Genomic DNA, 25,971 nt, shown 5'->3' on the forward strand with positions numbered 1-25,971 from the left:
GTCCCATGTCGCCTGGCCGGGCGTGGTCTGGGACGGCGCATGGGGCACACCGCCCAAGCCATCCTGGTCGGTAGGCGGACAGCCGGTGCCGGTCGTGCCCTATGGCGCGTTTGACGGGGCGGGCGGCATCCGGTCGGTCTATGAAAATGGGCTGAAAGCGCTGGCTGACCATCCGGGGCGGTCATCCCGCTGGAGCGCGCGCGCGCCCGCATCCTGCTGGTGTGCGGCGAGGCCGACAGCCTGTGGCCCGGCTGCCCGATGGCGCGGGAAGCGGCGGCGCGGGCGGGCAAGCGGGCCGAAGTCCGCGCCTATGCCGATGCCGGGCATCTGGCGTTCGGCCTGCCGATCGATCCCAAATCGCCAGGCTTTGGCCAGCTTGCCAGCCTTGGCGGCACCGCCGAGGGCAATCATGCCGCCCGCACCGACAGCTGGGCGCGCGCGCAGGCATTTCTGGCCGAGGCGTTCAAATGAGCACCGCACCGGCCATCGGCGCAGCGCAGGGCGCGGACGGGACCAGCCAGCCGACCGGATTCGGCGCGCTGATCGCGGCGCTGACCCCGCTTGACCGGGCCGACGGCAGCACAGCCGGACTGACGACCGAATTGCCCGAAAACTGGACGCAGGGGCGCACCGCTTATGGCGGGCTGTCGGCCGCCTTGTGCGTGGAAGCCGCGCGGCGCATGGCCGCGGATCTGCCGCCGCTGCGCTCCGGCCAGTTCGCCTTTGCAGGGCCAGCCGCCGGGCGGCTGGACATCCGGCCGGAGCTGGTGCGGCGCGGCCGCTCGGCCGCCACCATGGCCGTGGCGCTCGACGGCGATCAGGGACCGGCGGTGCGCGCGCTGCTGACCTATGGCGCCGCGCGCGACAGCCGGGTCGGTCATGACAGCCTGGCCGCACCGGACGTGGCCGGGCCGGATGACTGCCCGGCCTTTTTCCCCTCAGGCGGCGGCCCGCGCTTTGCCGCGAACATGGAGATGCGCCTTGCCGCCGGCAACCGGCCGCTGGCGGGCGGCGATCCCGCCTTCTGGCTGTGGGTGCGCCACCGCGCGCCGGACGGGGCCGATCCGCTGACCGCCCTTGTCGCGCTCGCCGATTCGCCGCCGCCCGCCGCCATGGTCGGCTTTCCCGCCCCCGCGCCGATCAGCACCATGACCTGGACGCTCGATCTGCTCGGCGATCCGGGCGATGATCCGGGGGTGTGGCGGCTGCTGCATTCGGTGAGCGAACAGGCAGGCCATGGCTATTCGGCGCAGGCGATGACGCTGTGGGACGCGGACCGCCGCCCGCTTGCCGTTGCCCGGCAGATGGTCGCGCTGTTCACCTGAACGGGGTGATGATTGTTGCGCGCCTCACGGCGCGGTCGCGGCACCGGCCCGCTCCCCCACCCGGCCTCCCAACGGCAGTATCATGTGGGAGGCCGGGTGGCGGAGCGGGCCGGTGCCGCGACAGCAAAGACTCCCGGTGCCGGTCTTCGCTAAACAGCGAACACCGCTATCTGGCGAACAGCCGGTCGAGATAGGCGGCGATGCGGATGCCGGCCTGTTGCAGACGCCGGTCGACGACCGGCTGCTGGGCAAAGGCATAGGCAAAGGACAGATCGGGCCGGGCCGGATACAGGCCGTCGCGCAGCGCGGCGCTCTCGGCGATCCACACCGCCGGATCGGCTGACCACCACGCGACCATATCGGCCGGGGCGATGCGGCGGTCGAGCCAGTCGGCATATTCGGAAAAACTCAGGCCGTTGCGCGCGATCAGGCCGCTGTCCCACAGCGCATGCAGGTTGGTCGGCTCGCCGAAAAAGCTGATCGCGACATCATTGCCGCCCTTGTCGCGGCCATTGCCGACATGAAAGGGCTGGTGAAGATCGCCGACGATATGGACGATGAAGCGCAGCGCCAGCTGCCGGTCGGCGCGGCTGGCGGCGGGGTTGCGCAGCGTCGCTGAAAAACGCGCCAGCGCGCTTGCCGCATCGCCTTCGGGCGGGGTGGTGTCGGGGCCGTGCGCCTTGCCGGGCGGCACCGTCACATAATGCCAGGGATTGGCGGTCTTCTGCCAGAACTCCGACGGGTCCGACCGCATCTCATCGGCCCAGGTCGCGGCTTCGGCCAGGCTTTCATCGCCCAGGATCAGCCGGATCTGCGCCCGCGCCAGCCCGCCCAGATGACGTTCGGCGATCGCGCCGGTGACGCGGTGGCCGGTCTGCCCCCAGGCAAAAGCCGGCTGGGCGCAGGCAAGCGAGAGCGGCAGCGCGAACAGGGCCGCCAGCCGGCGGAACCGGCGGGCGAGAGCACGAGACGAAAACGGGTCGGTCATCCGGCGCAGATGCCGCGCCGGTGTGACATTTTTGGGGCATGAAAAACCCGCCCGGTCCGGCCGCACGGGGCGGCAGGACCGGGCGGGCGAAGGTTCAGCCCGTCAGGCTGCGCGCCGGATCAATGGACCCCGCCCGCCAGCGCCGCCAGCAGCAGCAGCGCGACGATGTTGGTGATCTTGATCATCGGATTGACCGCCGGGCCGGCGGTGTCCTTGTAGGGATCGCCGACCGTGTCGCCGGTCACCGCGGCCTTGTGCGCCTCGGATCCCTTGCCGCCATGATGGCCGTCCTCGATATATTTCTTGGCATTGTCCCACGCGCCGCCGCCCGATGTCATCGAGATCGCGACGAACAGGCCGGACACGATCACGCCCAGCAGCAGCGCACCCAGAGCGGCAAAGCCATTGGCCTGGCCCGCCACCTGAGTGATGATGAAATAGACGGCGATCGGGGCGAGCACCGGCAACAGGCTGGGCACGATCATTTCCTTGATCGCCGCCTTGGTCACCAGATCGACGGTGCGCGCATAATCGGGCTTGGACGTGCCCGCCATGATCCCCTTGTTGTCGCGGAACTGGGCGCGGACCTCCTCGACCACCGCCCCGGCGGCGCGGCCGACAGCGGTCATCCCCATCGCCCCGAACAGATAGGGCAGCAGCGCGCCGAGCAGCAGCCCGACGATGACATAGGGGTTGCTGAGCGAGAAATCGACGGTCAGCCCGGGAAAGAACGCGCTGAGATCGGTCGTGTAGGCGCCGAACAGCACCAGGGCCGCCAGCCCGGCCGAGCCGATCGCATAGCCCTTGGTGACCGCCTTGGTCGTGTTACCGACCGCGTCGAGCGCATCGGTGCGGTTGCGCACCTCGCCCTCCAGCCCCGCCATTTCGGCGATGCCGCCGGCATTGTCGGTCACCGGCCCATAGGCGTCGAGTGCCACGACCATGCCCGCGAGCGCCAGCATCGCGGTCGCGGCAAAGGCGATGCCGATGATGCCCGCGATCTGATAGGTGGCGACGACCGCGACGACGATGACCAGGGTCGGCAGCGCGGTCGATTCAAGGCTGATCGCCAGCCCCTGGATCACATTGGTGCCATGGCCGGTTTCCGACGCCTTGGCGATCGACTTGACCGGGCGATAGCCGGTGCCGGTGTAATACTCGGTGATCCACACGATCAGCCCGGTCACGGCCAGCCCGATCAGCATGCACCAGAACAGCTGCCAGCCGGTAAAGCTCGGCCCGGCGGCGTCGGCCCCGGCGATGAACGGCTCGTCACCGGCAAAGCCCGCGCCGCCGATCACCGTGTTCATATCGCCAAGCGTTAGCTGGGTCGCGCCATAGAGCAGCGGGATCGACAGCAGGGCGGTGCCCCAGAAGCCCTTGTAGAGCGCCCCCATGATCGACTGGCTGCCGCCCAGGCGGACCAGATAGGTGCCGATGATCGACGCGATGATGCACACGCCGCCGGCAACCAGCGGCAGCGCCATCAGCTTCATCAGATCGGGCGCCTCGGCCCGCACCAGCAGCGCGACCGACACCATCGTCACGCCCAGCGTCACGACATAGGTTTCAAACAGGTCGGCAGCCATGCCGGCACAGTCGCCGACATTGTCGCCGACATTGTCGGCGATCACCGCCGGGTTGCGGGGATCGTCCTCGGGAATGCCCGCCTCGACCTTGCCGACCAGATCGGCGCCGACATCGGCCGCTTTGGTGAAGATGCCGCCGCCCAGACGCGCGAAGATCGAGATCAGCGACGCGCCGAACGACAGCGCGACCAGCGCGTCGATGACCTGCCGGTCACCGGGGGCCAGCCCCTGAATGTCGGTCAGCCCATAGAAAAACCCGGCAATCGCCAGCAGCCCCAGCCCGGCGACCAGCATGCCGGTGACCGCGCCCGAACGAAAGGCGACGGTCAGCCCAGCCTGCAGACTGGTCCGCGCCGCTTCGGCCGTGCGGACATTGGCGCGCACCGAAATGTTCATGCCGATATAGCCGGCCACCCCCGACAGCAGCGCCCCGACGACGAAGCCGAGCGCCGAGATCCGCCCCAGAAACACCGCCACGAGCACCGCCACGACAATACCGACAATGGCAATGGTCCGGTATTGCCGCCCCAGATAGGCCTTTGCGCCTTCCTGGATCGCGCCCGCAATCTCCTGCATCCGGGCATTGCCCGCAGGCTGTGCCAGAATCTGGCGACTGGTGATCAAGCCATACAAGACTGCAAGGACGCCGCAGCCTATCGCGATCAAAATCACGTTCATGCCATCCCTTCCCTGTTGGCGGCTCTTTGGCGGCCGCTTGTTCTGGACAAAGGTATGAGAGGCGAAACCGCAGGCGGCAAGCCGCGAATGGCGGGGGGTGGGGAGCGGGGTTGTTTATGGTGCGGCTGACGCCGCGGGGGCGGCACCGGAAGTTGTTTGTGGTGCGGCTCACGCCGCACGGGCGGCACCGGCCCGCTCCTTGTTGTTTGTTGCGCGCCTTACGGCGCGTGGGCGGCACCGGCCCGCTCCCCCACCCGGCCTCCCAACGGCAGATTACGCTATGGGAGGCCGGGTGGGGGAGCGGGCCGGTGCCGTTCTTCTCAAACGAAAACACCCAGTGCCGTTCTTCCCAGCCAACAGCCCGTTCAGTGGCTCCAGCCGAGCCGGTCGGGCAGCGGCACGGCGCGGCCATGATCGCTGAGCGTCAGCCCCGCGCCCGCCGCGAACCGGCCGATCGCCGTCGCCGCGACCGGCGGGTCGATGCCGTCGGGCAGCGCGAACAGCAGTTCATAATCATCGCCCGCCGTCACCGCGCCGAGCGGATCGCCGCACACCGGCACGAGGTCGAGCGCGATGGCCACGCCCAGCCCGCTTGCAGCCGCCATGCGCGCGGCATCGATCAGCAGCCCGTCCGACACGTCCATCATCGCATGGACAATGGGCGCGAGCAGCCGCCCCTCGGCCAGCCGCGGCTGCGGCCGGCGATAGGCGGCAAGTTCCGGCCCGTCCCGGCCCGTGCGCGCAAGCTCCAGCCCGATCCCGGCGGCACCGATCCGCCCGGTCACCCACAGCCGGTCCCCCGGCTGCGCGCCGCTGCGCGACGGGGCGATGGGCGCGCGACCGATCGCCGTCAGCCCCAGGCTGCGCGGCCCTTGATGGCGGACCGTGTCGCCGCCCAGCAGCGCCACGCCGAACGCGGCCAGCGCCTCCCCCAGCCCGGCGACAAAGCCATGGTCCCACGCGCCGTCGCCGAGCGGATAGCCGATCAGGCAGCCGATCGGCGTCGCGCCCTTGGCGGCAAGATCCGACAGATTGACCGCCAGCAGCTTCCACGCGACATCGCCGGGCGGATCGCCGGGCAGGAAATGCACGCCCTCGACGATCATGTCATGGGTGAACACCAGATCGCCGAGCACGGCCGCATCATCGGCAAGGCCGCGCGCGGCGGGATCGGTCGCGAGGCCGCGCAGCGCGGCGATGAAGCCGGCTTCGTCCAGAACCGGCCCTGCCCCGCTCAGCGGCGCACATCCTTGGCGACCGCATCGAGCAGGCCGTTCACGAACGCGGTTTCCTTGCGGTCGTAAAAGGCATGGGCGACGTCGACATATTCGCTGATCACCGAGCCGACCGGCACATCGGCGCGCGCGATCAGCTCATAGGTGCCGGCGCGCAGGATCTGGCGCATGGGCCGGTCGAGCCGGTCGAGGTTCCAGCCCTGGGCCAACCGGGCGGCGATCAGCGTGTCGATTTCGGCCCGCCGCGCCGCGACGCCCTTGACGACATCGTCGAAAAAGCCGGTTTCGGCATCGGCATATTCGTCGCCCTCGATCGTCGCGCCCAGCCGGTGCTGGTGAAACTCGGCGATCAGCTGCGGCAGCGGGGTCTGCTCCATCTCCAGCTGGTAAAGCGCCTGCACGGCGGCAAGCCGGGCGGCGGAACGGGAACGGGCTCTTTCGTTCTTGGTCATCTGTCCAGTCTCAACGCGACCGAGCGGCCATGGGCGGGCAGCCCCTCGGCATCGGCAAGCGCCACGGCCGCGGGGCCGAGCGCCGCCAGCGCGCCGGGGGAGCAGCCGAGAAAGCTCGTCCGCTTCATGAAATCGAGCACCGACAGGCCCGAGGCGAAACGCGCCCGGCGGCCGGTCGGCAGCACATGGTTGGGGCCGCCCAGATAATCGCCGATCGCCTCGGGCGTGTGGCGGCCAAGAAAGATCGAGCCGGCATGGCGCACGGCCGCGAACAGCGGCTCGGGATCCGCGACGGCAAGTTCGAGATGCTCGGCTGCCAGCCGGTCGATCAGCGGCACCGCCGCCATCAGATCGGGGACGACAATGATCGCACCGTTGCGGTCCCAGCTTTCGCGCGCGGTGGCGGCGGTGGCGAGCAGGGGGATCTGCGCGTCGACCGCAGCCGCCACCCGGTCGGCAAAGCCGGCATCGTCGGTGATCAGGATCGACTGGCTGGTCGGATCATGTTCGGCCTGGCTGAGCAGGTCGGCGGCGATCCAGTCAGGGTCGTTGCCGCTGTCGGCGACGACCAGGATTTCGGACGGACCGGCGACCATGTCGATGCCGACGACGCCGTAAAGCTGGCGCTTGGCCTCGGCGACCCAGGCATTGCCGGGGCCGACGATGACATCGACGGGCGCGATCCGGCCGGTGCCATAGGCAAGGGCGGCCACGCCCTGCGCGCCGCCGACGCGCCAGATCTCCTCGATGCCGACCAGCGCGGCGGCGGCGAGCACCAGCGGGTTGACGACGCCGTCCGGCGTCGGGGTCACCATCGCCAGCCGGCCGACGCCGGCGACGCGCGCCGGCACCGCGTTCATCAGCAGCGAACTGGGATAGGCGGCGCGCCCGCCCGGCACGTAAAGCCCGGCGGCATCGACCGGCCGCCAGCGCGCGCCGATGCGCACGCCCATCGCATCGACCTCGTCCCGGTCGGCGGGGCGCTGTTTTTCATGATAGGCGGTGATGCGGGCATGCGCGAGTTCGAGCGCGCGGCGCAGCTCGCGGTCCAGCCCGTCAAGCGCCGCCCGGCAATCGGCGGGATCGATCCGCCAGCCGCCGGCGTCCAGATCATGCCGGTCGAACCGGCCGGTCAGGTCGATGAGCGCGGCATCGCCCTCGTCGCGCACACGGGCAAGGATCGCCGCCACGTCGCGCGACACATCGTCGGCGCTTTCGCGGCGCGCGCCGACCAGCGCGTCGAAACGGGCGGCGAAAGCGGGGTCGGCAAGGGACAGGCGGATCATGCAGCGGCTTCCGACAGGCTGGCGGCGCGGCGCACCGCATCCACGATCGGGGCGATCGCGGCGGCACGCATCTTGAACGCCGCCCGGTTAACGATCAGGCGGGCGCTGACCTCGGCAATCACCTCAACCTCGACCAGCCCGTTTTCCTTGAGCGTGCGCCCGGAGGACACGAGGTCGACGATGCGGCTCGACAGGCCGAGCAGCGGGGCCAGCTCCATCGCGCCGCTGAGCTTCACGCATTCGGCCTGCACGCCGCGCGCCTCGAAATGGCGGCGGGTCAGTGCCGGATATTTGGTCGCGACGCGGACATGGCTCCAGGCGCGCGGATCATCGCCCGCGGCCATTTCGGCGGGTTCGGCGACCGACACCCGGCAATGGCCGATGCCCAGATCGACGGGCGCGTAGAGTTCGGAATAGTCGAACTCCATCAGCACGTCGGACCCGACAATCCCCAGCTGCGCCGCGCCATGCGCGACAAAGGTCGCGACGTCGAACGCGCGCACGCGGATCAGCGAGACGTCGGGCAGGTTGGTCGCAAAGCGCAGCGCGCGGCTGTTCTTGTCGCCAAATGCCGGTTCGGGAACGATGCCGGCGCGCGCGAGCAGCGGCAGCGCCTCGTCCAGAATCCGGCCCTTGGGCACGGCGATGATGATGGGATCGGCCATGGCCGCGCGGCTTTACGCGCAGGCGGGGGCAAGGGCAACATGGGGGGCGGTGCGGGCTGTGGTTGACTGTTGCCTGTCGCGGCATCGGCCCGCTCCCCCACCCGGTCGCCCAGCGCCAGCATCATTTGGGAGGCCGGGTGGGGGAGCGGGCCGGTGCCGCCCGTGCGGCGAGAGCCGCACCACAAACAACTCCCGGTGCCGCGACAACGACACTCACCCCGCGCCGACAAACCCCGCAATCGCCGCCGTCACCGCCTCTGGCGCTTCCCAGGGGATGAAATGGCCGGCGTCCGGCACCTCGACGACGCGCAGATGATCGACATAGGCCGCCAGCCCGTCGAGCTGGACGGGCAGCAACGCCGTATCCTTCATCCCCCAGATGACCAAAGTCGGCATCGGGATCGCCGGGAACGGCCCGTCCAGAAACGCCGGGCGCTGCGGCGCTTCGTCCACCGCCGGCACGATCAGCGTCGTCGCCCGGTACCAGTTGAGCATCGCGGTGAACGCGCCGGGCGTCCGCCACTGCTCGAGATAGATGGCGCGTTCCTCTGCCCCCAGCCGCACCGGATCGGCTTCCTTCAGGAAGCTGGTGTCGAAAAACCGCTCCAGCCCCAGCGCGCCCAGCCGCGCCTCGAAGCCCGGATCGCGGAAGTCGCGGATATACTGGCTGGCGGCGCGCTGTGCGGGATCGTCGAACAGGCTTTTCTGGAAGATGAAGGGATGCGGCGCGTTGCAGATCACCAGCCGGGTGATGCGGTCCGGATGATTGAGCGCCGCCGTCCAGGCGATCGCCCCGCCCCAGTCATGCCCGACCAGCGTGAAGCCGGGCAGGCCGAGCGCATCGGCCAGCGCGATCAGATCGGCGACCGGGCGGTCGGGGGCATAATCCTCGACCCGGTCGGGCTTGGACGATCCGGCATAGCCGCGCTGATCGGGGGCGATGACGAAATAACGGTCGGACAGGGCGGCGATCTGGTGCCGCCAGGTGCGGTGCGATTCGGGAAAGCCGTGCAGGAAGATGATCGCCGGCGCGTCGCGCGGGCCGGCCAGGGTCACGTCGAGATCGACCCCGGTCGGCAGATGGAAACGCTGCTGTTCGATCGTCATGCCGTCATCCCCTGTTCCCGTCTGCGGGTTCGGGGCGAGCCTATCCGCCGCGCCGCGCCGGTGTCGAGCATCGAGCCCTCAGAGCGGTTTCCAGTCAGGTGGACTCACCTGACGGTTCGGAAAACGCGGCAAACCAACACATTAGAGCGGTTGATCTGGCGCAGCCAGATCGGAAACCGCTCTAAGGGTGAGAGACGGTCAGTGGCACTTCGGGCAGCGGAATATGTTCATCGGCATCGGCCGGGACGATCGGGAACCGCCCCTCTTTCCAGTCATGCTTGGCCTGGTTGATCCGGTCGCGCCGCGACGAGACGAAGTTCCACCAGACATGGCGGGGGCTGGCAAAGGCCTCCCCGCCCAGCAGCATGATCCGCCCGCCGCCGGTGCTGCGCAGCGTCATCGGCACGCCCGGCTTGAGCAGGTAAAGGCTGTGCGGCTCAAGCGGCTGACCATCGAGGCTGGCATCGCCAAGCGCCACCACCACCGCGCGCTCATCGGCTGCCGCATCGATCGGCACCGCCGCGCCGGGCGCGAGCTGGATGTCGGCATAGATGGTGTCGGCATGGCAGGTGGTGGGCGCGCGCCTGCCCCACAGCGCGCCCATGATGATCCGCGCGGTCACGCCCTCGCCGTCGATCAGCGGCAGATCGGCCGCCGCCACATGCTCGAACGCCGGGTCCATTTCCTCAAGCGCCTCGGGCAAAGCGAGCCAGGTCTGCATCCCCGACATCAACGCCCCGGCCGCGCGCTCATCGGCCGGGGAGCGTTCGGAATGGACGATGCCCGACCCCGCCGTCATCAGATTGACCGCCCCCGGCTCGATCCGGGCAAAGGTGCCGAGCGAATCGCGGTGGTCGATCGCCCCGCCGAACAGATAGGTGACGGTCGACAGGTTGATGTGCGGATGCGGGCGCACATCCATCCCCGCGCCGGGGGCGAGCTGGGCCGGGCCGAACTGGTCGACGAAGATGAACGGGCCGACCATCGTGCGCGGCCGCGACGGCAAGGTGCGGCGCACCGAAAAACCGCCCAGATCATGGGTGCTGGGCGTGATCGTCAGCATGAACGGATCGGACATCAGGCGGCCTCCGCAATCTCGTCGAGCATCTCGGCCAGGTCCGCCGGCCAGATCGTCTCGGGCCAGCCGGCCAGTTCACCGCGCGTGAACCAGCGCCAGTCCTGCATCACCCGCCGTTCCAGATCGGTATGGCCGTCGGCGCGGATTTCGGGGTTTGCACAGCGGATGACGAAAAACCGTTCGTCGGCGGCGACATCGGCCCCCTCCAGCGTCCGGAACACCACCTCGCGCCGGAACCGCTCCGGGCCGGGATCGGCGACGATGCCCGTTTCCTCGAACAGCTCGCGCCGCGCGGCGGCGGCATAGGCCTCGCCCGGCTCCAGCGCGCCGCCCGGCGTCGCCCAGAAAGGCGGCCGGTCGTCAGCGACGAAGCGGAACAGCAGCACGCGCCCGGCGGAATCGAGCAGCAGGATGCGCGCCGCCGGGCGCTTGAGCCGGACGGTCACGCCGCCTCCGACGGCGCCTCGGCGCGGATCGCGAGCGCATGGACCCGCTCGACGAGCAATTCGGCGAGCGCATGGTTGACCATGCGCTGGCGCGCGACCCGGTTCTGCCCCGTGAATGCGGCGCTGACGATGCGGACCGAAAAATGGCTTTCGCCGCGCCCGTCATGCCCGGCATGGCCGCGGTGCCGGTCGCTGTCGTCGACGACCTCGAGCGCGACCGGGGCGAGCGCATCGGTCAGCCGGCGGATGATTTCGGCGGCGACCGGACCGGGCGCCGGGATGGGGGCGGCGGTGGTGTTGGGCGTGGCAGGATGATCCATCGCCCCTATATACGCGTTTTTGTGACGGACAGAATGGCGACGCGGAACGACAGCCCCCGGCCGGAAGACGGCCCGCAGCGGACCAGCCCCCGCAGCCGGTTTCACGGCCGGGTCGGCGATGGCGACCGCGCATGCGAACATCCCGGCTGCACGGAAGCGGGCGAGTTCCGCGCCCCGCGCCACCCCGGCGGGCAGCGGGCCGACCAGCCGCCCGAATGGCGCTGGCTGTGCCTGGACCATGTCCGCGCGTTCAACGCCGGTTACAACTATTTCTCCGGCATGAGCGCGGACGAGATCGAGGCGGCGCAGCGCCCATATGCCGGCTGGGAACGCGAAACCCGCGCCTTTGCCCATACAGGGGCCGACCGGCCGCCGCGCTGGGCCGATTTCGGCGACCCGCTGGACGCGATCGGCGCGCGGTTCCGGCAGGGCATGGCGACCGCGCGCGGGCGGCAGGACGGGCGGCCCCTGTCGGGCGAGAATCGCCGCGACCTTGCCACGCTCGGCCTCGACATCGACGCCGACCGCAAGGCGCTGCGCCAGCGTTATTCGGAACTGGTCAGGCTCTATCACCCCGACCGCAATGGCGGCGACCGCAGCCATGAGGCGAAGCTGCAGGGCGTGATCGGGGCCTATACCAGGCTGAAATCCGCCCCCGCCTTCGCCTGACCGCCAGCCCGATCGGACGGCCTCAGCCGGCAAGCACCGCCGGATCGAGCCACATCGTCTCCCAGATATGCCCGTCGGGATCGGCAAAGCTGCGCGAATACATGACCGGCAGATCCTGGACCGGGTTGGGATCGGCGACACCGCCCGCCGCCACCGCCAGTCCGGTCAGCCGGTCGACCTCGGCCCGGCTGGCACAGGGCAGGGCGATCATCGTCTCCGACGTGCCGGCGGGGCTTGGCGGTCGCGGGGTGAAGCGCGCCCAGGCCTTGGGCGTCAGCAGCATCAGCCCCAGCCCCGCCGGCCCGATCAGGCACGCCATGCTGCGCGTGGTGAGCGCCGGCACCGCGCCAAAGCCGATTGCCGCATAAAAATGCGTCGCGCGACCCAGATCGGCGACGGGAAAGTTGATGAACACCGGTGTCTGCATCGCGCGTTCATTGCCGCTCCGCAGCAGACGTGCAACCATGGCGGCGGCGGGGCGCGGACCGTTCCCCGCTTGGCAAGCCCGGCCATCGCGATTACCGCCTGTGCCGCACGCCTTTGCCCTTTTCAGGATCTGCGATGACCGACCTGCCCAACACCGTGCCCGATTCCCGTTCGACCACGCTGCTCGCCGCGCCCGACAAAAAGGTGAGCGTGCGCGAGCTGTTCGGCATCGACATCGACATGGAATGCCCGGCCTTCAGCGCGGCCGATGAGCGGGTGCCCGATCTTGATCCGGCCTATGTGTTCGATCCCGACACGACGCTCGCGATCCTGGCCGGCTTTGCCCACAACCGGCGCGTGATGGTCCAGGGCTATCACGGCACCGGCAAATCGACCCATATCGAACAGGTCGCGGCGCGGCTGAACTGGCCGTGCATCCGCATCAACCTTGATGCGCATATCAGCCGCATCGATCTGATCGGCCGCGACGCGATCGTGCTGCGCGACGGACGGCAGGTGACCGAGTTTCGCGAAGGGCTGCTGCCCTGGGCGCTGCAGACGCCGACCGCCCTGGTGTTCGACGAATATGATGCCGGCCGCCCGGACGTGATGTTCGTGATCCAGCGCGTGCTGGAGACCGAGGGCAAGCTGACGCTGCTCGACCAGAACCGGGTGATCCGCCCCAACCCCTGGTTCCGCCTGTTTGCAACCGCGAACACCGTCGGGCTGGGCGACACGACCGGGCTGTATCACGGCACGCAGCAGATCAACCAGGGCCAGATGGACCGGTGGAATCTGGTCGTCACGCTCAATTATCTGCCCGCCGCCGTCGAGGCGCAGATCGTGATGGCCAAGTCCGGCGAATATGACAGCGCGGACGGCAAGAAACAGGTCGAACAGATGGTGCGGGTGGCCGAACTCACCCGCCAGGGCTTCATCGCCGGCGACATCTCGACGGTGATGAGCCCCCGCACGGTGATCAGCTGGGCGCAGAACACGCTGATCTTCAAGGATGTCGGCTTCGCCTTCCGCCTGTCGTTCCTCAACAAGTGCGACGAGGCGGAACGCGCGCTGGTTGCCGAATATTATCAGCGCGTGTTCGGCAAGGACCTGCCCGAAAGCGTGGCGCGCAAGGCCTGAGCGAAATAACCGGGTCCGGTCGGCGCACACCGCGCCGATCGTTCCGGCCGGGTTGGCCGGGCGGTGCTCCACGGTGCCGGACGATGGTTGTGAACAGCCAGCATGCGCTCTAGATCCGATCCGTGGCCAGTCAGACCCCCCTTGATCTGTTCCGCCAGGTGCTGACCGGCACCGCGCGGGCGCTTGCGCGCGAACCGGACGTGGAGCTGGCGTTCACCGCCGATGCCCCCGGCCAGGCCGGGCGCAACCTGCGCGTGCCGATGCCGTCGCGCAGCCTGCCGCCCGAACAGGTGGCCGAGGCGCGCGGCTTTGCCGATTCGTTCGCGCTCAGGCTGCGCCATCACGACACTGCGCTGCATGCGCGCGGCGCGCCGGTGGATGCGGTCGCGCGCGCGGTGTTCGACGCGGCGGAAACCGCGCGGGTCGAGGCGCTGGGCGCGCGCGGGCTGGCGGGGGTCGCCGACAATCTCGATGCGGCGCTCACCATGCGGCTGCGCTCCGATCCGATCAGCCGCGCGCGGACGCGCGACGAGGTGCCGCTGTCGAGCGCCGTGCAGCTGATGGTGCGCGAACGGCTGACCGGCCGCCCCAGCCCGGCGGCGGCGGAACCGGGGCTGGCGCTGGTGCGCGACTGGATCGAAAACCGCGCCGGGGACGATCTCGACGCGCTGGCGCTCGCGCTCGACGATCAGGCGCAGTTCCAGAAGCTGACCACCAAGCTGCTGCGCGATCTCGAGCTGGTCGACGCCGAGGCGGAGGCGAACGAAAGCGCCGACGACAGCGACAGCGAAGGACGCGACGAACCCGACGAGGCCGAGACCACCGACGAGGCCGATGAGGGCGAGGCCGGCAATGAAGGCCAGATGGAGGCGCGCACCGAACCCGCCGAGGGCGATGACGGCGAGAGCGAACCCGATGAGGGCGAGCCCGACTATGACGCCGATGGCGAGGCCGAGACCGCCGAGGATGGCGAGGACGGGATGATGCCCGTGCGCCCCAACCGGCCGCCCGCCGATCTGCCGCCCCAGTTCGATTACAAGGTGTGGACCAGCCGGTTCGACGAGGTGATCGAGGCCGGCGAGCTGTGCGACGAGGATGAGCTGGGGCGGCTGCGCGCCTATCTCGATCAGCAGCTCGTCCATCTGCAGGGCGCGGTGGCAAAGCTTGCCAACCGGCTGCAGCGGCGGCTGATGGCGCAGCAGAACCGCAGCTGGGATTTCGACCAGGAAGAGGGGATGCTCGATGCCGCGCGGCTGGCGCGGGTCGTGGTCAATCCCGCCCACAGCCTCAGCTACAAGATCGAGCGCGACACCGATTTCCGCGACACCGTCGTCACGCTGCTGATCGACAATTCGGGCTCGATGCGCGGCCGGCCGATCTCGATCGCCGCGATCAGCGCCGACATTCTGGCCCGCACGCTCGAACGTGTGGGCGTGAAGACCGAGATTCTGGGCTTCACCACCCGCGCCTGGAAGGGCGGCCAGTCGCGCGAGGACTGGCTGGCCGCGGGCCGCCCGGCCTTGCCCGGCCGGCTCAACGATCTGCGCCACATCGTCTACAAGCCCGCCGACATGCCGTGGCGGCGGGCGCGGCGGAACCTTGGCCTGATGATGCGCGAGGGGCTGCTCAAGGAGAATATCGACGGCGAGGCGCTGATGTGGGCGCACAGCCGGATCATCGCCCGGCCCGAGGAACGCAAGATCCTGATGGTGATTTCCGACGGCGCGCCGGTCGACGACTCCACGCTGTCGGTCAACAATGGCGCCTATCTGGAGCGCCATCTGCGTCAGGTGATCGGCTGGATCGAGGGCCGCTCGCCGGTCGAGCTGGTGGCGATCGGCATCGGCCATGACGTCACCCGCTATTACAGCCGGGCGGTGACGATCATGGATGCCGAACAGCTGGGCGGCACGATGGTCGAACAGCTTGCCGGGCTGTTCGACCAGCCCTGAGGCCTTGCCGGGAGCCGCCCCCTCAGGCCTCCTCCATCTCCCGCTCGCTCGCCTGGCGCGCCCACATTTCGGCATAAAGGCCGCCCATCGCCAGCAGCTGGCCATGGGTGCCGCGTTCCGCCACCCGGCCCTGATCGAGCACGATGATCTCGTCGGCATCGACGATGGTCGACAGACGGTGGGCGATGATGACGGTGGTGCGCCGCGCCGATACCTCGCGCAGCGTGCGCTGGATCTCGGCCTCGGTGCGGCTGTCGAGCGCGCTCGTCGCTTCGTCGAGGATCAGGATCGGCGGGTCCTTGAGCAGCGTGCGCGCGATGGCCACGCGCTGCTTTTCGCCGCCCGACAGCTTCAGCCCGCGCTCGCCGACCATAGACTGATAGCCATCGGGCAGCGCCATGATGAAATCATGGATGCGCGCCGCGCGCGCCGCCGCCTCGATCTCGGCCTGGGTCGCGCCCTCGCGGCCATAGCCGATATTGTAGCCGATCGTGTCGTTGAACAGCACCGTATCCTGCGGGACGATGCCGATCGCGGCGCGCAGCGACGCCTGGGTGACGCGGGCAATGTCCTGCCCATCAATCTGGATGCTGCCGCCGCTCACATCGTAGAAGCGGAACAGCAGCCGCGCGATCGTCGACTTGCCGGCCCCGGACGGCCCGACAATGGCCAGCGTCTTGCCCGGCGGGATCAGGAAGCTGACGCCCTTCAGGATCGGGCGGTCGGGATCATAGGCAAAGCGCACCGAATCGAACTTCACCCGCGCCTCGGCAATGGCGAGCGGCGGGGCCTGGGGCGCATCGACAACCTCGGGCGGGGTGTCGATCAGCGCGAACATCGCTTCCATGTCGATCAGCCCCTGGCGGATCGTGCGATAGACCATGCCGAGCAGGTCGAGCGGGCGGAACAGCTGGGCGAGCAGCGTGTTGACCAGCACCACATCGCCGACCGAGAACCAGCCGCGCGACCAGCCATAGACCGACCAGGCCATCGCCCCGCCCAGCATCGCATTGGTGATCAGCGACTGGCCGATGTTGAGCAGCGCCAGCGAATTCTCGCTCTTGACCGCGGCATCGGCATAGCGGCGCGCGACCCGCGCATAATAAGCCGCCTCGCGCCCCTCGGCCCCGAAATATTTGACCGTTTCATAGTTGAGGAGCGAATCGACCGAACGGGCGACCGTCGCGGTATCGAGCTCGTTCATCTCCTCGCGCAGCTTGTTGCGCCAGTCGGTCACCTTGCGGGTGAACAGGATATAGGCGACGACCATCGTCAGCGTCGCCGCCACCAGCCCGGGGCCGAAGCGCGTCCAGAAGATGATCGTGACCGCCAGCAGCTCGACGATCGTCGGCGCGATGTTGAACAGCAGGAAATAGAGCATCGTGTCGATGCTCTTGGTCCCGCGCTCGATGACCTTGGTGACCGCCCCTGTCCGCCGGCTCAGATGGAAGCGCAGCGACAGGCGGTGGAGATGGGAAAACACATGTTCGGCCAGATGCCGGGTCGCATCCTGGCCGACCCGCTCGAACACCGTGTTGCGGACATTGTCGAACACCACGCCGCCCAGCCGCGCGCCCGCATAGGCGATGACCAGTGCCATCGCGAGCGTCGCGGCGGCCCCGGCTGCGTCCGTGCCCGCACCGGGCTGCATCCGGTCGATCGCCCCGCCATAGAGAAAGCCCATCGAGATCTGCACGCCCTTGGACACCAGGACGAGCACGAGCGCGATGACGACACGGCGGCGCAGCGCCGGCTGATCGGCGGGCCACAGATAGGGCAGGAAACGGCGGAAGGCGCCCCAGCCTAAGGGAGAATCCGGAGTGCGACCGGCAGGGTTCGGCGTCATCCCGCCCATGTAGGGCGAGGCCGCGCTGAAACCAATGCAACTGCGCCGCGGCGGACTTCGTTTGACACATGAAGGAGAGCGACGATGGGTCCGTTCCTCTATGTGATGGCGATCATCGGCTGCACCGATGACGGGCTGGATTGCCGCCAGGTCCGGCTGGTCGAGGCCCGCTATGTGTCGATGGCGGCGTGCCATGCGGCCGCCGAGGCGCAGCTGATCGCGCACAGCGACATCGACTTTCCGCAGATCCTCGCCAGCTGCACGGCGGCCACGAACCGCATCGCCGACAGCGGCCAGCCATGAAAAAAGGGGCGGCCCGGCCGGACCGCCCCCTTTCGGATTGCCGGAAAGCCCGGGTTCAGCCCGGCAGCTTTTCGGTCAGTTCCGGCACGACCTTGAACAGATCGCCGACCAGGCCGATGTCCGCGACTTGGAAGATCGGCGCGTCCTCGTCCTTGTTGATGGCGATGATGGTCTTGGAATCCTTCATCCCCGCCAGATGCTGGATCGCGCCCGAAATGCCGACCGCGATATAGACCTCAGGGGCGACGATCTTGCCGGTCTGGCCGACCTGATAGTCGTTGGGGACATAGCCGGCATCGACGGCGGCGCGGCTCGCACCGACGGCGGCGCCGAGCTTGTCGGCCAGCGGCTCGATCACGGTCTTGAAGTTCTCGCCATTCTGCAGCGCGCGGCCGCCCGACACGATGATCTTGGCGCTGGTCAGCTCCGGCCGCTCCGACTTGGACAGCTCGGCCGAGACGAACTGCGACAGGCCGGCATCGCCGGGGCCGCCGACGCGTTCGACCGACGCGCTGCCGCCGCTGCGCTCCGCCTTGGCAAAGGCGGTGCCGCGCACGGTGATCACCTTCTTGGCATCCGCCGACTGGACGGTCGCGATGGCGTTGCCGGCATAGATCGGCCGGGTGAAGGTGTCGGCGCTTTCGACCGACAGGATGTCGGAGATCTGCATCACGTCGAGCAGGGCAGCAACGCGCGGCGCGATGTTCTTGCCCACCGACGTGGCGGGGGCGAGAAACGCGTCACGATCGGCCATCAGCTCGACGACCAGCGGCGCGATGTTTTCGGCCAGCTGATGCGCATAGGCGGCATCATCGGCCAGCAGCACCTGGGCGACGCCGGCCACCTGCGCGGCCTGGTTGGCGACCGCTTCGCAACCCTGACCGGCGACGAGCACATGCACCTCGCCAAGCTTGGCGGCGGCGGTGACGACGGCGAGGGTCGCGTCCTTCAGCGACTGATTGTCGTGATCTGCAAGAACAAGCGTCTTCATGCGACAACTCCCAGGTTCTTCAGCTTGCCGACCAGTTCATCGACATCGGCGACCTTGGCACCCGCCTGGCGCTTCGCCGGTTCAGCGACGCTCAGCGTCTTGAGACGCTGGGCGACGTCGATGCCGTAATCGCCGGGCGCCTTGGTGGCGAGCGGCTTGGCCTTGGCCTTCATGATGTTGGGCAGCGAGGCATAGCGCGGCTCGTTCAGCCGCAGGTCGGTGGTGATGATCGCCGGGGTCGCGAGCGACACCGTTTCCAGACCGCCATCGACTTCGCGGGTGACATGCACGCGGTCGCCGGCAATCTCGACCTTCGAGGCGAACGTGCCCTGCGGCCGGCCGAGCAGCGCGGCCAGCATCTGGCCGGTCTGGTTGGAATCGTCGTCGATCGCCTGCTTGCCGAGGATGATCAGGCCCGGCGTCTCTTCGGCGGCGACCTTGGCGAGCAGCTTGGCGACGGCCAGCGGCTCGACCTCGTCATCGGTCTGGATCAGGATCGCGCGGTCGGCACCCATGGCAAGCGCGGTGCGCAGCGTTTCCTGCGCCTTGGCCGGGCCGATCGACACCACGACGATCTCGGTCGCGGCGCCCTTTTCCTTCAGGCGGATCGCTTCCTCGACGGCGATTTCGTCGAACGGGTTCATCGACATCTTCACATTGGCAAGGTCGACGCCCGAGCCGTCGGGCTTCACCCGCGGCTTCACATTGTAATCGATCACCCGCTTGACGGGGACGAGGATCTTCATGGTTCTACCCTCTCTCCATTGGCCGCCCCGTGCCCGCCGGGCCGGGGCGGCCTCATTCCGGTCAGGCCGCCTTTTCGACCTCGGCGACGATCTTGCGCGCCGCATCGCCCAGATCATTGGCCGGGACGATGGCCAGGCCGCTTTCGGCCAGGATGCGCTTGCCCTCGGCAACATTGGTGCCTTCGAGGCGCACGACCAGCGGCACCTTCAGATCGACTTCCTTCGCCGCGGCGATGATGCCCTCGGCGATGATGTCGCAGCGCATGATCCCGCCGAAGATGTTGACGAGGATGCCCTTCACCGCCGGGTCGCTCAGGATGATCTTGAACGCCGCGGTGACCTTTTCCTTGCTGGCACCGCCGCCGACGTCGAGGAAGTTGGCCGGGAAGGCACCGTTCAGCTTGATGATGTCCATCGTCGCCATGGCGAGGCCCGCGCCATTGACCATGCAGCCGATATTGCCGTCGAGCTTGATGTAGGCGAGGTCGTATTTCGACGCCTCGATCTCCATCGGATCTTCCTCGGTCAGGTCGCGCAGCTCGGCCAGGTCCTTGTGGCGGAACATGGCGTTCGAATCGAAGCCGACCTTGGCATCGAGGACCATCAGCTGGCCCTGTTCGGTCACCGCAAGCGGGTTGATCTCGATCTGCGAGGCATCGGTGCCGAGGAACGCGTCATAGATCCGCGCGGTGACGTTCTGCGCCTGCTTGGCGAGATCGCCGGTCAGGCCCAGCGCCTTGGCGACCGCACGGCCATGGTGCGGCATCAGCCCGGTCGCGGGGTCGATCGCGATGGTGGTGATCTTTTCCGGCGTGTCATGGGCGACGGTTTCGATGTCCATCCCGCCTTCGGTCGACGCGACGATGGCCACCCGGCCAGTGCCCCGGTCGACGAGCAGCGCGAGATAGAATTCCTTCGCGATATCAACGCCGTCGGTCACGTACAGGCGGTTGACCTGCTTGCCGGCTTCGCCGGTCTGCACGGTGACGAGCGTGTTGCCGAGCATCTCGGCCGCATGGGCGCGCACTTCATCGAGCGTCTTTGCCAGCCGCACGCCGCCCTTGGCGTCCGGGCCGAGTTCCTTGAACTTGCCCTTGCCGCGGCCGCCGGCATGGATCTGCGCCTTGACGACGTAAAGCGGGCCGGGAAGGCGACCGGCGGCGGCCACCGCCTCGTCGACCGACATGGCCGCGTGACCGGCGGGCACCGGCACACCGAACTTTGCGAGCAGTTCCTTGGCTTGGTATTCGTGGATGTTCATCTGCGCACCCTCTTGGTTCGCCCGGCGCTAAAGCATGACCGAAGGGGCTTTGCCAACCCCGTCAGACACCAAGGCCGCAGCGGGCGAGCGCCGATCCGGTCACGGCAAGGATTTCGGGGTCCTTGAGCGCGCGCACCCGGCGCAGGAATTCCCTAGCGGAAAGATCGGCGACCGGCCGGTCCGCCAGCCCGCCAAGCGACCTGAGCTTGAGCAGCTGGCCGATCGACAGCTGATCGACCATCCGCCTGGCCATGCAGGTCGAAACCGAGGGCGGCAGCCCCGCCGAGGCGAGCGCCGATGACAGCTGCGATTCGGGGCCGGCACAGCCGGAGGCGAGCAACGCCGCGCCAAGCGCGAGCATTGTGGCCGCGCGCCGCAGCGGGGCGGACAGCCGGGGACAGACAGCAGACACGATCATGACCGTGATTATAGCGCGGCAGCGGGGCCGCCGTCACCGGCCCGCATCCGGCGCGACGCAGCGCCCGCAACCCGGAAACTCACATAGATTGGCATCGCCCGTCCCCGCGCCTATATGGGCGCTATGTCGTTCCTGGTCGGCCCTTTGCTGTTCATCCTGACCGTCGCCGCGATGGAGGGCGTCGCCTATGTCGCCCATCGCTGGATCATGCATGGCCCCGGCTGGTTCCTGCACAAAAGCCATCACCGGCCGCGCACCGGCTTCTGGGAACTGAACGATCTGTATTTCGTGATCTTCGCCGCGCCGTCGATCACCCTGCTGGTCGGCGCGTCGATCGGCTGGGGCGCATGGGCCGGGTGGGTCGGCGCGGGGATCGCCGGCTATGGTGCCATCTATCTCGGCTTTCACGACATCATCGTGCATCGCCGGCTCAATCACCGCTACATCCCCAAATCCGATTACATGAAGCGGATCATCCAGGCCCACCGGCTGCACCATGCGGTCGAGACCAAGGAGGGCACGGTCAGCTTCGGCTTTCTGGTCGCGCCCAAGCCTGAGGATCTGAAGGCCGAACTGGCCCGGCGCGGCCGCGCCGGCGTGCGCGCCCCGGCACTGGGCGAAGCGCGCGGCTGACCACTATCCGGGCGCGACGCCCTGCCGAGAGGCTGACGCCCCCGAAAAGCTAATCGTCGCGGTCGCTGAACCGGGCGGTTGACAGCTGCGACCACATCCACAGCCCGGTCACACCGAGCACCGGCACCACCAGCAGCCGGAACAGGTTGGTCACCGTCTCGTCGAGCCGCAGATCGGTGAACAGATAGACGAGCAGCGACAGCCCCAGCGTCAAATGGCTCCAGCGCAGCCAGGCGCGCAGCCGCCGGTCGTTCACCGTTCGGCCTCGCGCGCCTGCCACAGCGCCCGCGCCACCCAGGCAAGCTTGGCGCGCTTGCGCGTCACGACCCGGCGGTCGAGCGCATCGGCCCCGCGCGCGCGCACCTTGCGGGCAATGTCGCCGTAAATGCCCGCCGCCGCCAGCACCGCCCAGCGGCTGCGAAACGCCAGCCGCCGCGCGCCGACCCGGGCGCTCGCCTCATAGCGTTCGGCGAGCGCGGTCAGCCGCAGCGTCAGCCGCGCGGTCTCGTCGGGGCGGTCGAGCAGCTGGTCGGCGGCCAGCCCCACCTCGTCCAGCCAGTCCTGCGGCAGATAGCAGCGCCCGCCCGCCATGTCCTCGCGCACGTCGCGGGCGATGTTGGCAAGCTGGAAGGCGCGGCCAAGGTCGCGGGCGCGCGCCAGCGTCGGCGCGTCGTCGGGGTGGACGCCCATCACCACCGCCATCATGCAGCCGACAGCACCCGCGACATGATCGCAATAACGGATGAGATCGGCCTCGGTGCGCGGACGCCATCCCTCGGCATCGAGGGCAAAGCCGGCGACATGTTCGTCGATATAGGCGCGCGGAATCGCGACTTCGGCCATCAGCGCGGCCAGCCCGTCAAAGGCCGGCTCGCCGGTCGTGCGGCCGGCAAGCGCATCCTCGGTCAGCGCCGTCAGCCGCGCCAGCCGCGCGGCGGGATCATCGACCGCGCGCAGTTCAAAGCCGTGGTCCTGACCATCGGCCAGATCGTCGCACGCCCGGCACCAGGCATAGAGCAGCCAGGCCCGGTCGCGCGTCGGCCGGTCGAACAGCCGGCTGGCGAGCGCGAAGGAGCGCGAGCCGCGCGCGATGCTCGCGCCCGCGAGCGCGACCAGTGCATCGCGGGCGGGCGCTTCAGAGCTCATCCCGGGTCATGCGGAAAATGGTCTGGTGCGGCTGATAGGCCGCCATCCGGTCGAGCAGCGAATCGAGTTCGGCCTCGACGATCAGGATGCCGCGATGCTGCGGACGGACAAAGCCGACCTCCGCCATATGGGCGTTGAACGCGATCAGATGATCGTAAAAGCCGCGCGCGTTGAGCAGCCCGACCGGCTTTTCATGATAGCCGAGCTGCGCCCAGCTGACCGCTTCCCACAGCTCGTCCTGCGTGCCGACGCCGCCGGGCAGCGTCACGAACCCGTCGGCCAGATCGGTGAACAGCGCCTTGCGCTCGTGCATCGTCTTCACGACATGCAGCTCGGTCAGGCTGCGATGCGCGACTTCGGCGCGGGTCAGCGCCTCGGGGATCACGCCGATCACCTCGCCGCCCTCGCCCAGCGCCGCATCGGCGACCGCCCCATCAGCCCCAGCCGCCCGCCGCCATAGACAAGGCCGATGCCCCGCGCGGCAAGCGCCCGGCCGACCTGGCGGGCAAGTTCGAGATAGAATGGGTCGGCCGGGGTAGCCGACCCGCAATAAACGGCAAGACGCTTCAACACGGGTCCTTTCACCAGCGGGTGGTTACGCGCCCAGATCGTCGAGCATCAGCCCGGCGGTCGCCTTGGCGCTGCCAACGACGCCCGGAATGCCCGCACCCGGATGGGTGCCCGCGCCGACGAAATACAGGTTGGGGATCTGATCGTCGCGGTTGTGGGCGCGGAAATAGGCCGACTGCATCAGGATCGGCTCCAGGCTGAAGGCGCTGCCCAGATGGGCGGCGAGATCGGCCTGGAAATCGGTCGGCGCATAATGGAAGCGCTCGACGATCCGGTCCTTCAGATCGGGAATGTCGAGCCGGCGCGCGACCTCGTCGAGGATGCGGTCGGCAAAACGCGGGCCTTCGACGTCCCAGTCAATGTCGAGCTTGCCCATGTGCGGCACGGGCGCCAGCACATAGAAGGTCGAGCAGCCATCCGGGGCCATCGACGGATCGGTCGCGGTCGGATGGTGCAGATAGAGCGAGAAATCAGGCGCCAGCCGGCCGTTCGAATAAATGTCGTCGAGCAGCCCCTTGTAGCGCGGCCCGAACAGGATCGAATGGTGCGGCACCTGCGGAAAGCGGCCGCGCAGCCCGAAATGGACGACGAACAGCGAGGGCGAGAAACGCTTGCGGCGCAGCCGCCGCGCCGCCTGCGGGCCGCGCGGGCTGTTCTTGAGCAGGTCGCCATAGCTGTGGACGAGATCGGCGTTGGACGCGACCGCATCGGCATCGGTGCGCCAGCCGCTCCTGGTGCGCACGCCGGTCGCGCGGCTGCCCTTGGTTTCGATCTCGACCACAGGATCGCCCAGCCGCACCTCGCCGCCCAGCCGTTCGAACAGCCGCACCATGCCCGCGACCAGCCGGTTGGTGCCGCCCATCGCGAACCAGACGCCGCCATCCTTTTCCAGCTTGTGGATCAGCGCATAGACGCCGCTCGTCGCCATCGGATTGCCGCCGACCAGCAGGGTGTGGAACGACAGCGCCTCGCGCAGCTTTTCATTGCGGACATAGCTCGACACGATCGAATAGACCGAGCGCCACGCCTGATAGCGGGCGAGCGCCGGCGCGGCCTTGAGCATCGAGCGGAAGTCGAGGAACGGCACCGCGCCCAGCTTCAGATAGCCCTCGCGGTAGACGCCGGCCGAATAGTCGAGGAACCGCTGATAGCCGGCGACATCGGCGGGATCGAGCTTGGCGATCTCCGCGCTCAGCTTCGGCTCGTCGTTCGAATAATCAAAGTTGGTCCCGTCGGGCCAGTTGAGCCGGTAGAATGGAAACACTGGCACCAGCGTCACGTCCTGGGCCATTTCATTGCCGCTCAGCTGCCACAGCTCGGCAAGCGAGTCGGGATCGGTGATGACGGTCGGCCCGCCATCGAAGATGAAGCCCTGCCGGTCCCAGAAATAGCCGCGCCCGCCCGGCTTGTCGCGCGCCTCGACGATCACCGTATCGATGCCCGCCGATTGCAGCCGGATGGCCAGCGCAAGACCGCCAAAGCCCGATCCGATCACCACCGCCTTTTTCACGCCCTGTTCCTTATGATGGCCCCGATCGCGCGGGGAATGGGAATGGGGGGATTCCCCGTCAAGATACGCAGCTTGTCGAAAACGGATGTCTCGGCAGCGTAGAATCGCTGGATCAGCGGTTCGGGCAGGCCGTAGAAACGCTGCATCACCCGGTAGCGCTCGTCGGGGCGCGCGGCGCGGAACAGCATCGTGTCGAGCAGCCGGTAAAAGCCGCGCCGCCGCCATGCCCGCGCGGCATGGCCGTGCGTCAGCCGTTCAAGCGCCGCCGCCGACAGATCGGGCGCGCGCGCAATCCGCGCCGCCAGCCGCACCGCATCGGGCAGCGAATAGCCGGTCGTTGCATGGAATAGCCCGGCGCGCATCCCGGCCTTGGCGATGCCGGTGCCGGTCGACGCCCAATAGGCGTCGAAATCGCCGCGCACCACGACCGGCAGCACGCCGGCCTCCTGCCGGTTGGCGGGGGTGACCGCCCAGCCCTTGGCCCGCGCATAATCAAGGATCCGCGCCTTCACCGCCTCGACGTCCAGTTCGGGACCGTCGGAATAATAAGTGTCCTCGATGAACAGCGTCTGCGGGCCGAAGGGCAGCACATAGACGAAGCGGTAGCCGTCGATCTGCTCGACCGTCGCATCCATGACGATCGGCCGCGTCAGCCCGTGCGGCTCGGCCGTGTGGAGTTCGAGGCCGACGAATTTCTGCCACCCGGCATCGAGCGTGGCGAGATCGCCGGGGCCGCGCGTGTCGATGACCGCCCCGCCCCCGCTTGCCTCCGCGGCCGCCGCCACCGCCGAGCCGAGGCGCAGCCGCTCCGCCGGCAGCGCGCGGCGCAGCACGGCGTCGAATTGTTCGGATTCGATCGAGTTGTAGCGGCTGGCGAGCGTCCGGCTGAGCTCGGGGAAGCGGACGTCATAGCCCTGCCAGCTGTGCGAAATGAAAGGTTCGACCAGCCAGCGATCCTCGGCCGCGACATCGCCGTCGAAAAACGACCAGACATGGTTGCCGCCCAGCACCTCGGCGCGTTCGTGCAGCAGGAACGGCACCTCGGGCCGCTTCTGGCTGAGCGCATAGGCGATCAGCCCGCCGGCCAGCCCGCCGCCCAGAATGGTGATCGGCTGCGTCATGGTGCGACCTGACCCGGCAGGCACGGCCACCCCCTGCGCGGGACGCTTTGATCATGGGCTGGGCATGCGG

At 68.7% G+C, this 25,971-nt stretch carries 27 protein-coding genes and 1 pseudogene; 7 read left to right on the plus strand and 21 right to left on the minus strand.

What is annotated here, in order from left to right; all coding sequences use genetic code 11:
• Window positions 1–219 precede the first annotated feature (219 nt).
• A complete protein-coding gene (locus GVO57_RS15560; RefSeq protein ID WP_407695719.1) occupies window positions 220–471 on the plus strand; it encodes an alpha/beta hydrolase family protein in 252 nt (83 codons plus the stop codon).
• A complete protein-coding gene (locus GVO57_RS02420) occupies window positions 468–1,325 on the plus strand; it encodes a thioesterase family protein (protein ID WP_160591536.1) in 858 nt (285 codons plus the stop codon). The genes GVO57_RS15560 and GVO57_RS02420 overlap by 4 nt, the downstream gene beginning before the upstream one ends.
• 166 nt (window positions 1,326–1,491) lie before the next feature.
• Here the strand turns inward: GVO57_RS02420 and GVO57_RS02425 are convergent, their stop codons facing one another.
• The 10 genes from GVO57_RS02425 to GVO57_RS02470 all read right to left on the minus strand — a co-directional run bounded on the left by GVO57_RS02425 (window position 1,492) and on the right by GVO57_RS02470 (window position 11,169).
• Entirely contained in the window at window positions 1,492–2,313 is an 822-nt protein-coding gene (locus GVO57_RS02425; RefSeq protein WP_160591538.1) for a S1/P1 nuclease, read from the minus strand.
• Window positions 2,314–2,432: 119 nt separating this feature from the next.
• Window positions 2,433–4,580 carry a sodium-translocating pyrophosphatase gene (locus tag GVO57_RS02430; RefSeq protein WP_160591540.1) on the minus strand — a complete coding sequence of 716 codons (2,148 nt, stop codon included), beginning with the start codon at window positions 4,578–4,580 and terminating at the stop codon, window positions 2,433–2,435.
• 365 nt (window positions 4,581–4,945) lie between these two features.
• The gene (gene thiL / locus GVO57_RS02435; RefSeq protein ID WP_160593776.1) at window positions 4,946–5,797 is read right to left on the minus strand and encodes a thiamine-phosphate kinase; all 852 of its coding nucleotides are present in this window, start codon (window positions 5,795–5,797) and stop codon (window positions 4,946–4,948) included.
• A gap of 17 nt (window positions 5,798–5,814) precedes the next feature.
• Window positions 5,815–6,267, minus strand: coding sequence for a transcription antitermination factor NusB (gene nusB / locus GVO57_RS02440; protein ID WP_160591542.1), 453 nt, complete (start codon window positions 6,265–6,267; stop codon window positions 5,815–5,817).
• On the minus strand, window positions 6,264–7,553 hold the full coding sequence (hisD, locus tag GVO57_RS02445) for a histidinol dehydrogenase (RefSeq protein ID WP_160591544.1): 1,290 nt from the start codon (window positions 7,551–7,553) through the stop codon (window positions 6,264–6,266). Before hisD ends, nusB begins: the two co-directional genes overlap by 4 nt.
• Entirely contained in the window at window positions 7,550–8,218 is a 669-nt protein-coding gene (gene hisG, locus GVO57_RS02450; protein ID WP_160591546.1) for an ATP phosphoribosyltransferase, read from the minus strand. Before hisG ends, hisD begins: the two co-directional genes overlap by 4 nt.
• Window positions 8,219–8,431: 213 nt before the next feature.
• Window positions 8,432–9,325, minus strand: a complete 894-nt coding sequence (locus tag GVO57_RS02455; RefSeq protein WP_160591548.1) for an alpha/beta fold hydrolase — start codon at window positions 9,323–9,325, stop codon at window positions 8,432–8,434.
• Between the two features lie 181 nt (window positions 9,326–9,506).
• Window positions 9,507–10,403: a pirin family protein gene (locus GVO57_RS02460; RefSeq protein ID WP_160591550.1), complete on the minus strand. Its 897-nt coding sequence runs from the start codon at window positions 10,401–10,403 to the stop codon at window positions 9,507–9,509.
• On the minus strand, window positions 10,403–10,849 hold the full coding sequence (locus GVO57_RS02465) for an NUDIX hydrolase (protein WP_160591552.1): 447 nt from the start codon (window positions 10,847–10,849) through the stop codon (window positions 10,403–10,405). Before GVO57_RS02465 ends, GVO57_RS02460 begins: the two co-directional genes overlap by 1 nt.
• On the minus strand, window positions 10,846–11,169 hold the full coding sequence (locus GVO57_RS02470; protein WP_160591554.1) for a BolA family protein: 324 nt from the start codon (window positions 11,167–11,169) through the stop codon (window positions 10,846–10,848). Before GVO57_RS02470 ends, GVO57_RS02465 begins: the two co-directional genes overlap by 4 nt.
• Before the next feature lie 33 nt (window positions 11,170–11,202).
• Between GVO57_RS02470 and GVO57_RS02475 the strand changes: the two genes are divergently transcribed.
• On the plus strand, window positions 11,203–11,838 hold the full coding sequence (locus tag GVO57_RS02475; protein ID WP_160591557.1) for a J domain-containing protein: 636 nt from the start codon (window positions 11,203–11,205) through the stop codon (window positions 11,836–11,838).
• A gap of 22 nt (window positions 11,839–11,860) precedes the next feature.
• Here the strand turns inward: GVO57_RS02475 and GVO57_RS02480 are convergent, their stop codons facing one another.
• Window positions 11,861–12,304, minus strand: a complete 444-nt coding sequence (locus GVO57_RS02480; protein WP_201752675.1) for a VOC family protein — start codon at window positions 12,302–12,304, stop codon at window positions 11,861–11,863.
• A 95-nt stretch (window positions 12,305–12,399) separates the two neighbouring features.
• Between GVO57_RS02480 and cobS the strand changes: the two genes are divergently transcribed.
• Both cobS and cobT read left to right on the plus strand, forming a co-directional pair.
• Window positions 12,400–13,404, plus strand: a complete 1,005-nt coding sequence (gene cobS / locus GVO57_RS02485; protein WP_160591559.1) for a cobaltochelatase subunit CobS — start codon at window positions 12,400–12,402, stop codon at window positions 13,402–13,404.
• A 122-nt stretch (window positions 13,405–13,526) separates the two neighbouring features.
• Window positions 13,527–15,356: a cobaltochelatase subunit CobT gene (gene cobT / locus GVO57_RS02490; protein ID WP_160591561.1), complete on the plus strand. Its 1,830-nt coding sequence runs from the start codon at window positions 13,527–13,529 to the stop codon at window positions 15,354–15,356.
• Window positions 15,357–15,378: 22 nt separating this feature from the next.
• Here cobT and GVO57_RS02495 read toward each other — a convergent pair whose 3' ends face one another.
• Complete coding sequence (locus tag GVO57_RS02495) at window positions 15,379–17,202, minus strand: ABCB family ABC transporter ATP-binding protein/permease (protein WP_160591563.1); 1,824 nt, start codon at window positions 17,200–17,202, stop codon at window positions 15,379–15,381.
• A gap of 84 nt (window positions 17,203–17,286) precedes the next feature.
• On the opposite strand from GVO57_RS02495, the gene GVO57_RS02500 reads away from it, so the two are divergent.
• Window positions 17,287–17,505: a hypothetical protein gene (locus tag GVO57_RS02500; protein WP_160591565.1), complete on the plus strand. Its 219-nt coding sequence runs from the start codon at window positions 17,287–17,289 to the stop codon at window positions 17,503–17,505.
• Between the two features lie 55 nt (window positions 17,506–17,560).
• On the opposite strand, the gene GVO57_RS02505 is transcribed toward GVO57_RS02500, so the two are convergent.
• The 4 genes from GVO57_RS02505 to GVO57_RS02520 all read right to left on the minus strand — a co-directional run bounded on the left by GVO57_RS02505 (window position 17,561) and on the right by GVO57_RS02520 (window position 20,921).
• On the minus strand, window positions 17,561–18,496 hold the full coding sequence (locus GVO57_RS02505; protein WP_160591567.1) for an electron transfer flavoprotein subunit alpha/FixB family protein: 936 nt from the start codon (window positions 18,494–18,496) through the stop codon (window positions 17,561–17,563).
• Window positions 18,493–19,242: an electron transfer flavoprotein subunit beta/FixA family protein gene (locus GVO57_RS02510; RefSeq protein WP_160591569.1), complete on the minus strand. Its 750-nt coding sequence runs from the start codon at window positions 19,240–19,242 to the stop codon at window positions 18,493–18,495. Before GVO57_RS02510 ends, GVO57_RS02505 begins: the two co-directional genes overlap by 4 nt.
• Before the next feature lie 61 nt (window positions 19,243–19,303).
• A complete protein-coding gene (sucC, locus tag GVO57_RS02515) occupies window positions 19,304–20,503 on the minus strand; it encodes an ADP-forming succinate--CoA ligase subunit beta (protein ID WP_160591571.1) in 1,200 nt (399 codons plus the stop codon).
• A gap of 61 nt (window positions 20,504–20,564) precedes the next feature.
• A complete protein-coding gene (locus GVO57_RS02520; protein ID WP_233281439.1) occupies window positions 20,565–20,921 on the minus strand; it encodes a hypothetical protein in 357 nt (118 codons plus the stop codon).
• A gap of 123 nt (window positions 20,922–21,044) precedes the next feature.
• Here GVO57_RS02520 and GVO57_RS02525 point away from each other — a divergent pair, with 123 nt between their 5' ends.
• Entirely contained in the window at window positions 21,045–21,554 is a 510-nt protein-coding gene (locus tag GVO57_RS02525; protein WP_201752676.1) for a sterol desaturase family protein, read from the plus strand.
• 49 nt (window positions 21,555–21,603) lie between these two features.
• On the opposite strand, the gene GVO57_RS02530 is transcribed toward GVO57_RS02525, so the two are convergent.
• The 5 genes and pseudogenes from GVO57_RS02530 to crtY form a co-directional block, all read right to left on the minus strand.
• The gene (locus GVO57_RS02530) at window positions 21,604–21,810 is read right to left on the minus strand and encodes a hypothetical protein (protein WP_160591575.1); all 207 of its coding nucleotides are present in this window, start codon (window positions 21,808–21,810) and stop codon (window positions 21,604–21,606) included.
• Entirely contained in the window at window positions 21,807–22,700 is an 894-nt protein-coding gene (locus GVO57_RS02535) for a phytoene/squalene synthase family protein (RefSeq protein WP_160591577.1), read from the minus strand. Before GVO57_RS02535 ends, GVO57_RS02530 begins: the two co-directional genes overlap by 4 nt.
• Window positions 22,690–23,270: pseudogene (locus GVO57_RS02540) on the minus strand (LOG family protein). Before GVO57_RS02540 ends, GVO57_RS02535 begins: the two are co-directional and overlap by 11 nt.
• A 25-nt stretch (window positions 23,271–23,295) precedes the next feature.
• Window positions 23,296–24,780 carry a phytoene desaturase gene (locus GVO57_RS02545; RefSeq protein ID WP_160591579.1) on the minus strand — a complete coding sequence of 495 codons (1,485 nt, stop codon included), beginning with the start codon at window positions 24,778–24,780 and terminating at the stop codon, window positions 23,296–23,298.
• Window positions 24,777–25,901 carry a lycopene beta-cyclase CrtY gene (gene crtY, locus GVO57_RS02550; protein WP_160591581.1) on the minus strand — a complete coding sequence of 375 codons (1,125 nt, stop codon included), beginning with the start codon at window positions 25,899–25,901 and terminating at the stop codon, window positions 24,777–24,779. Before crtY ends, GVO57_RS02545 begins: the two co-directional genes overlap by 4 nt.
• Between the last annotated feature and the right edge of the window lie 70 nt (window positions 25,902–25,971).

The sequence above is a fragment of the Sphingomonas changnyeongensis genome, assembly GCF_009913435.1.
In the GTDB taxonomy this organism is placed as follows: Bacteria; Pseudomonadota; Alphaproteobacteria; order Sphingomonadales; family Sphingomonadaceae; genus Sphingomonas_B; species Sphingomonas_B changnyeongensis.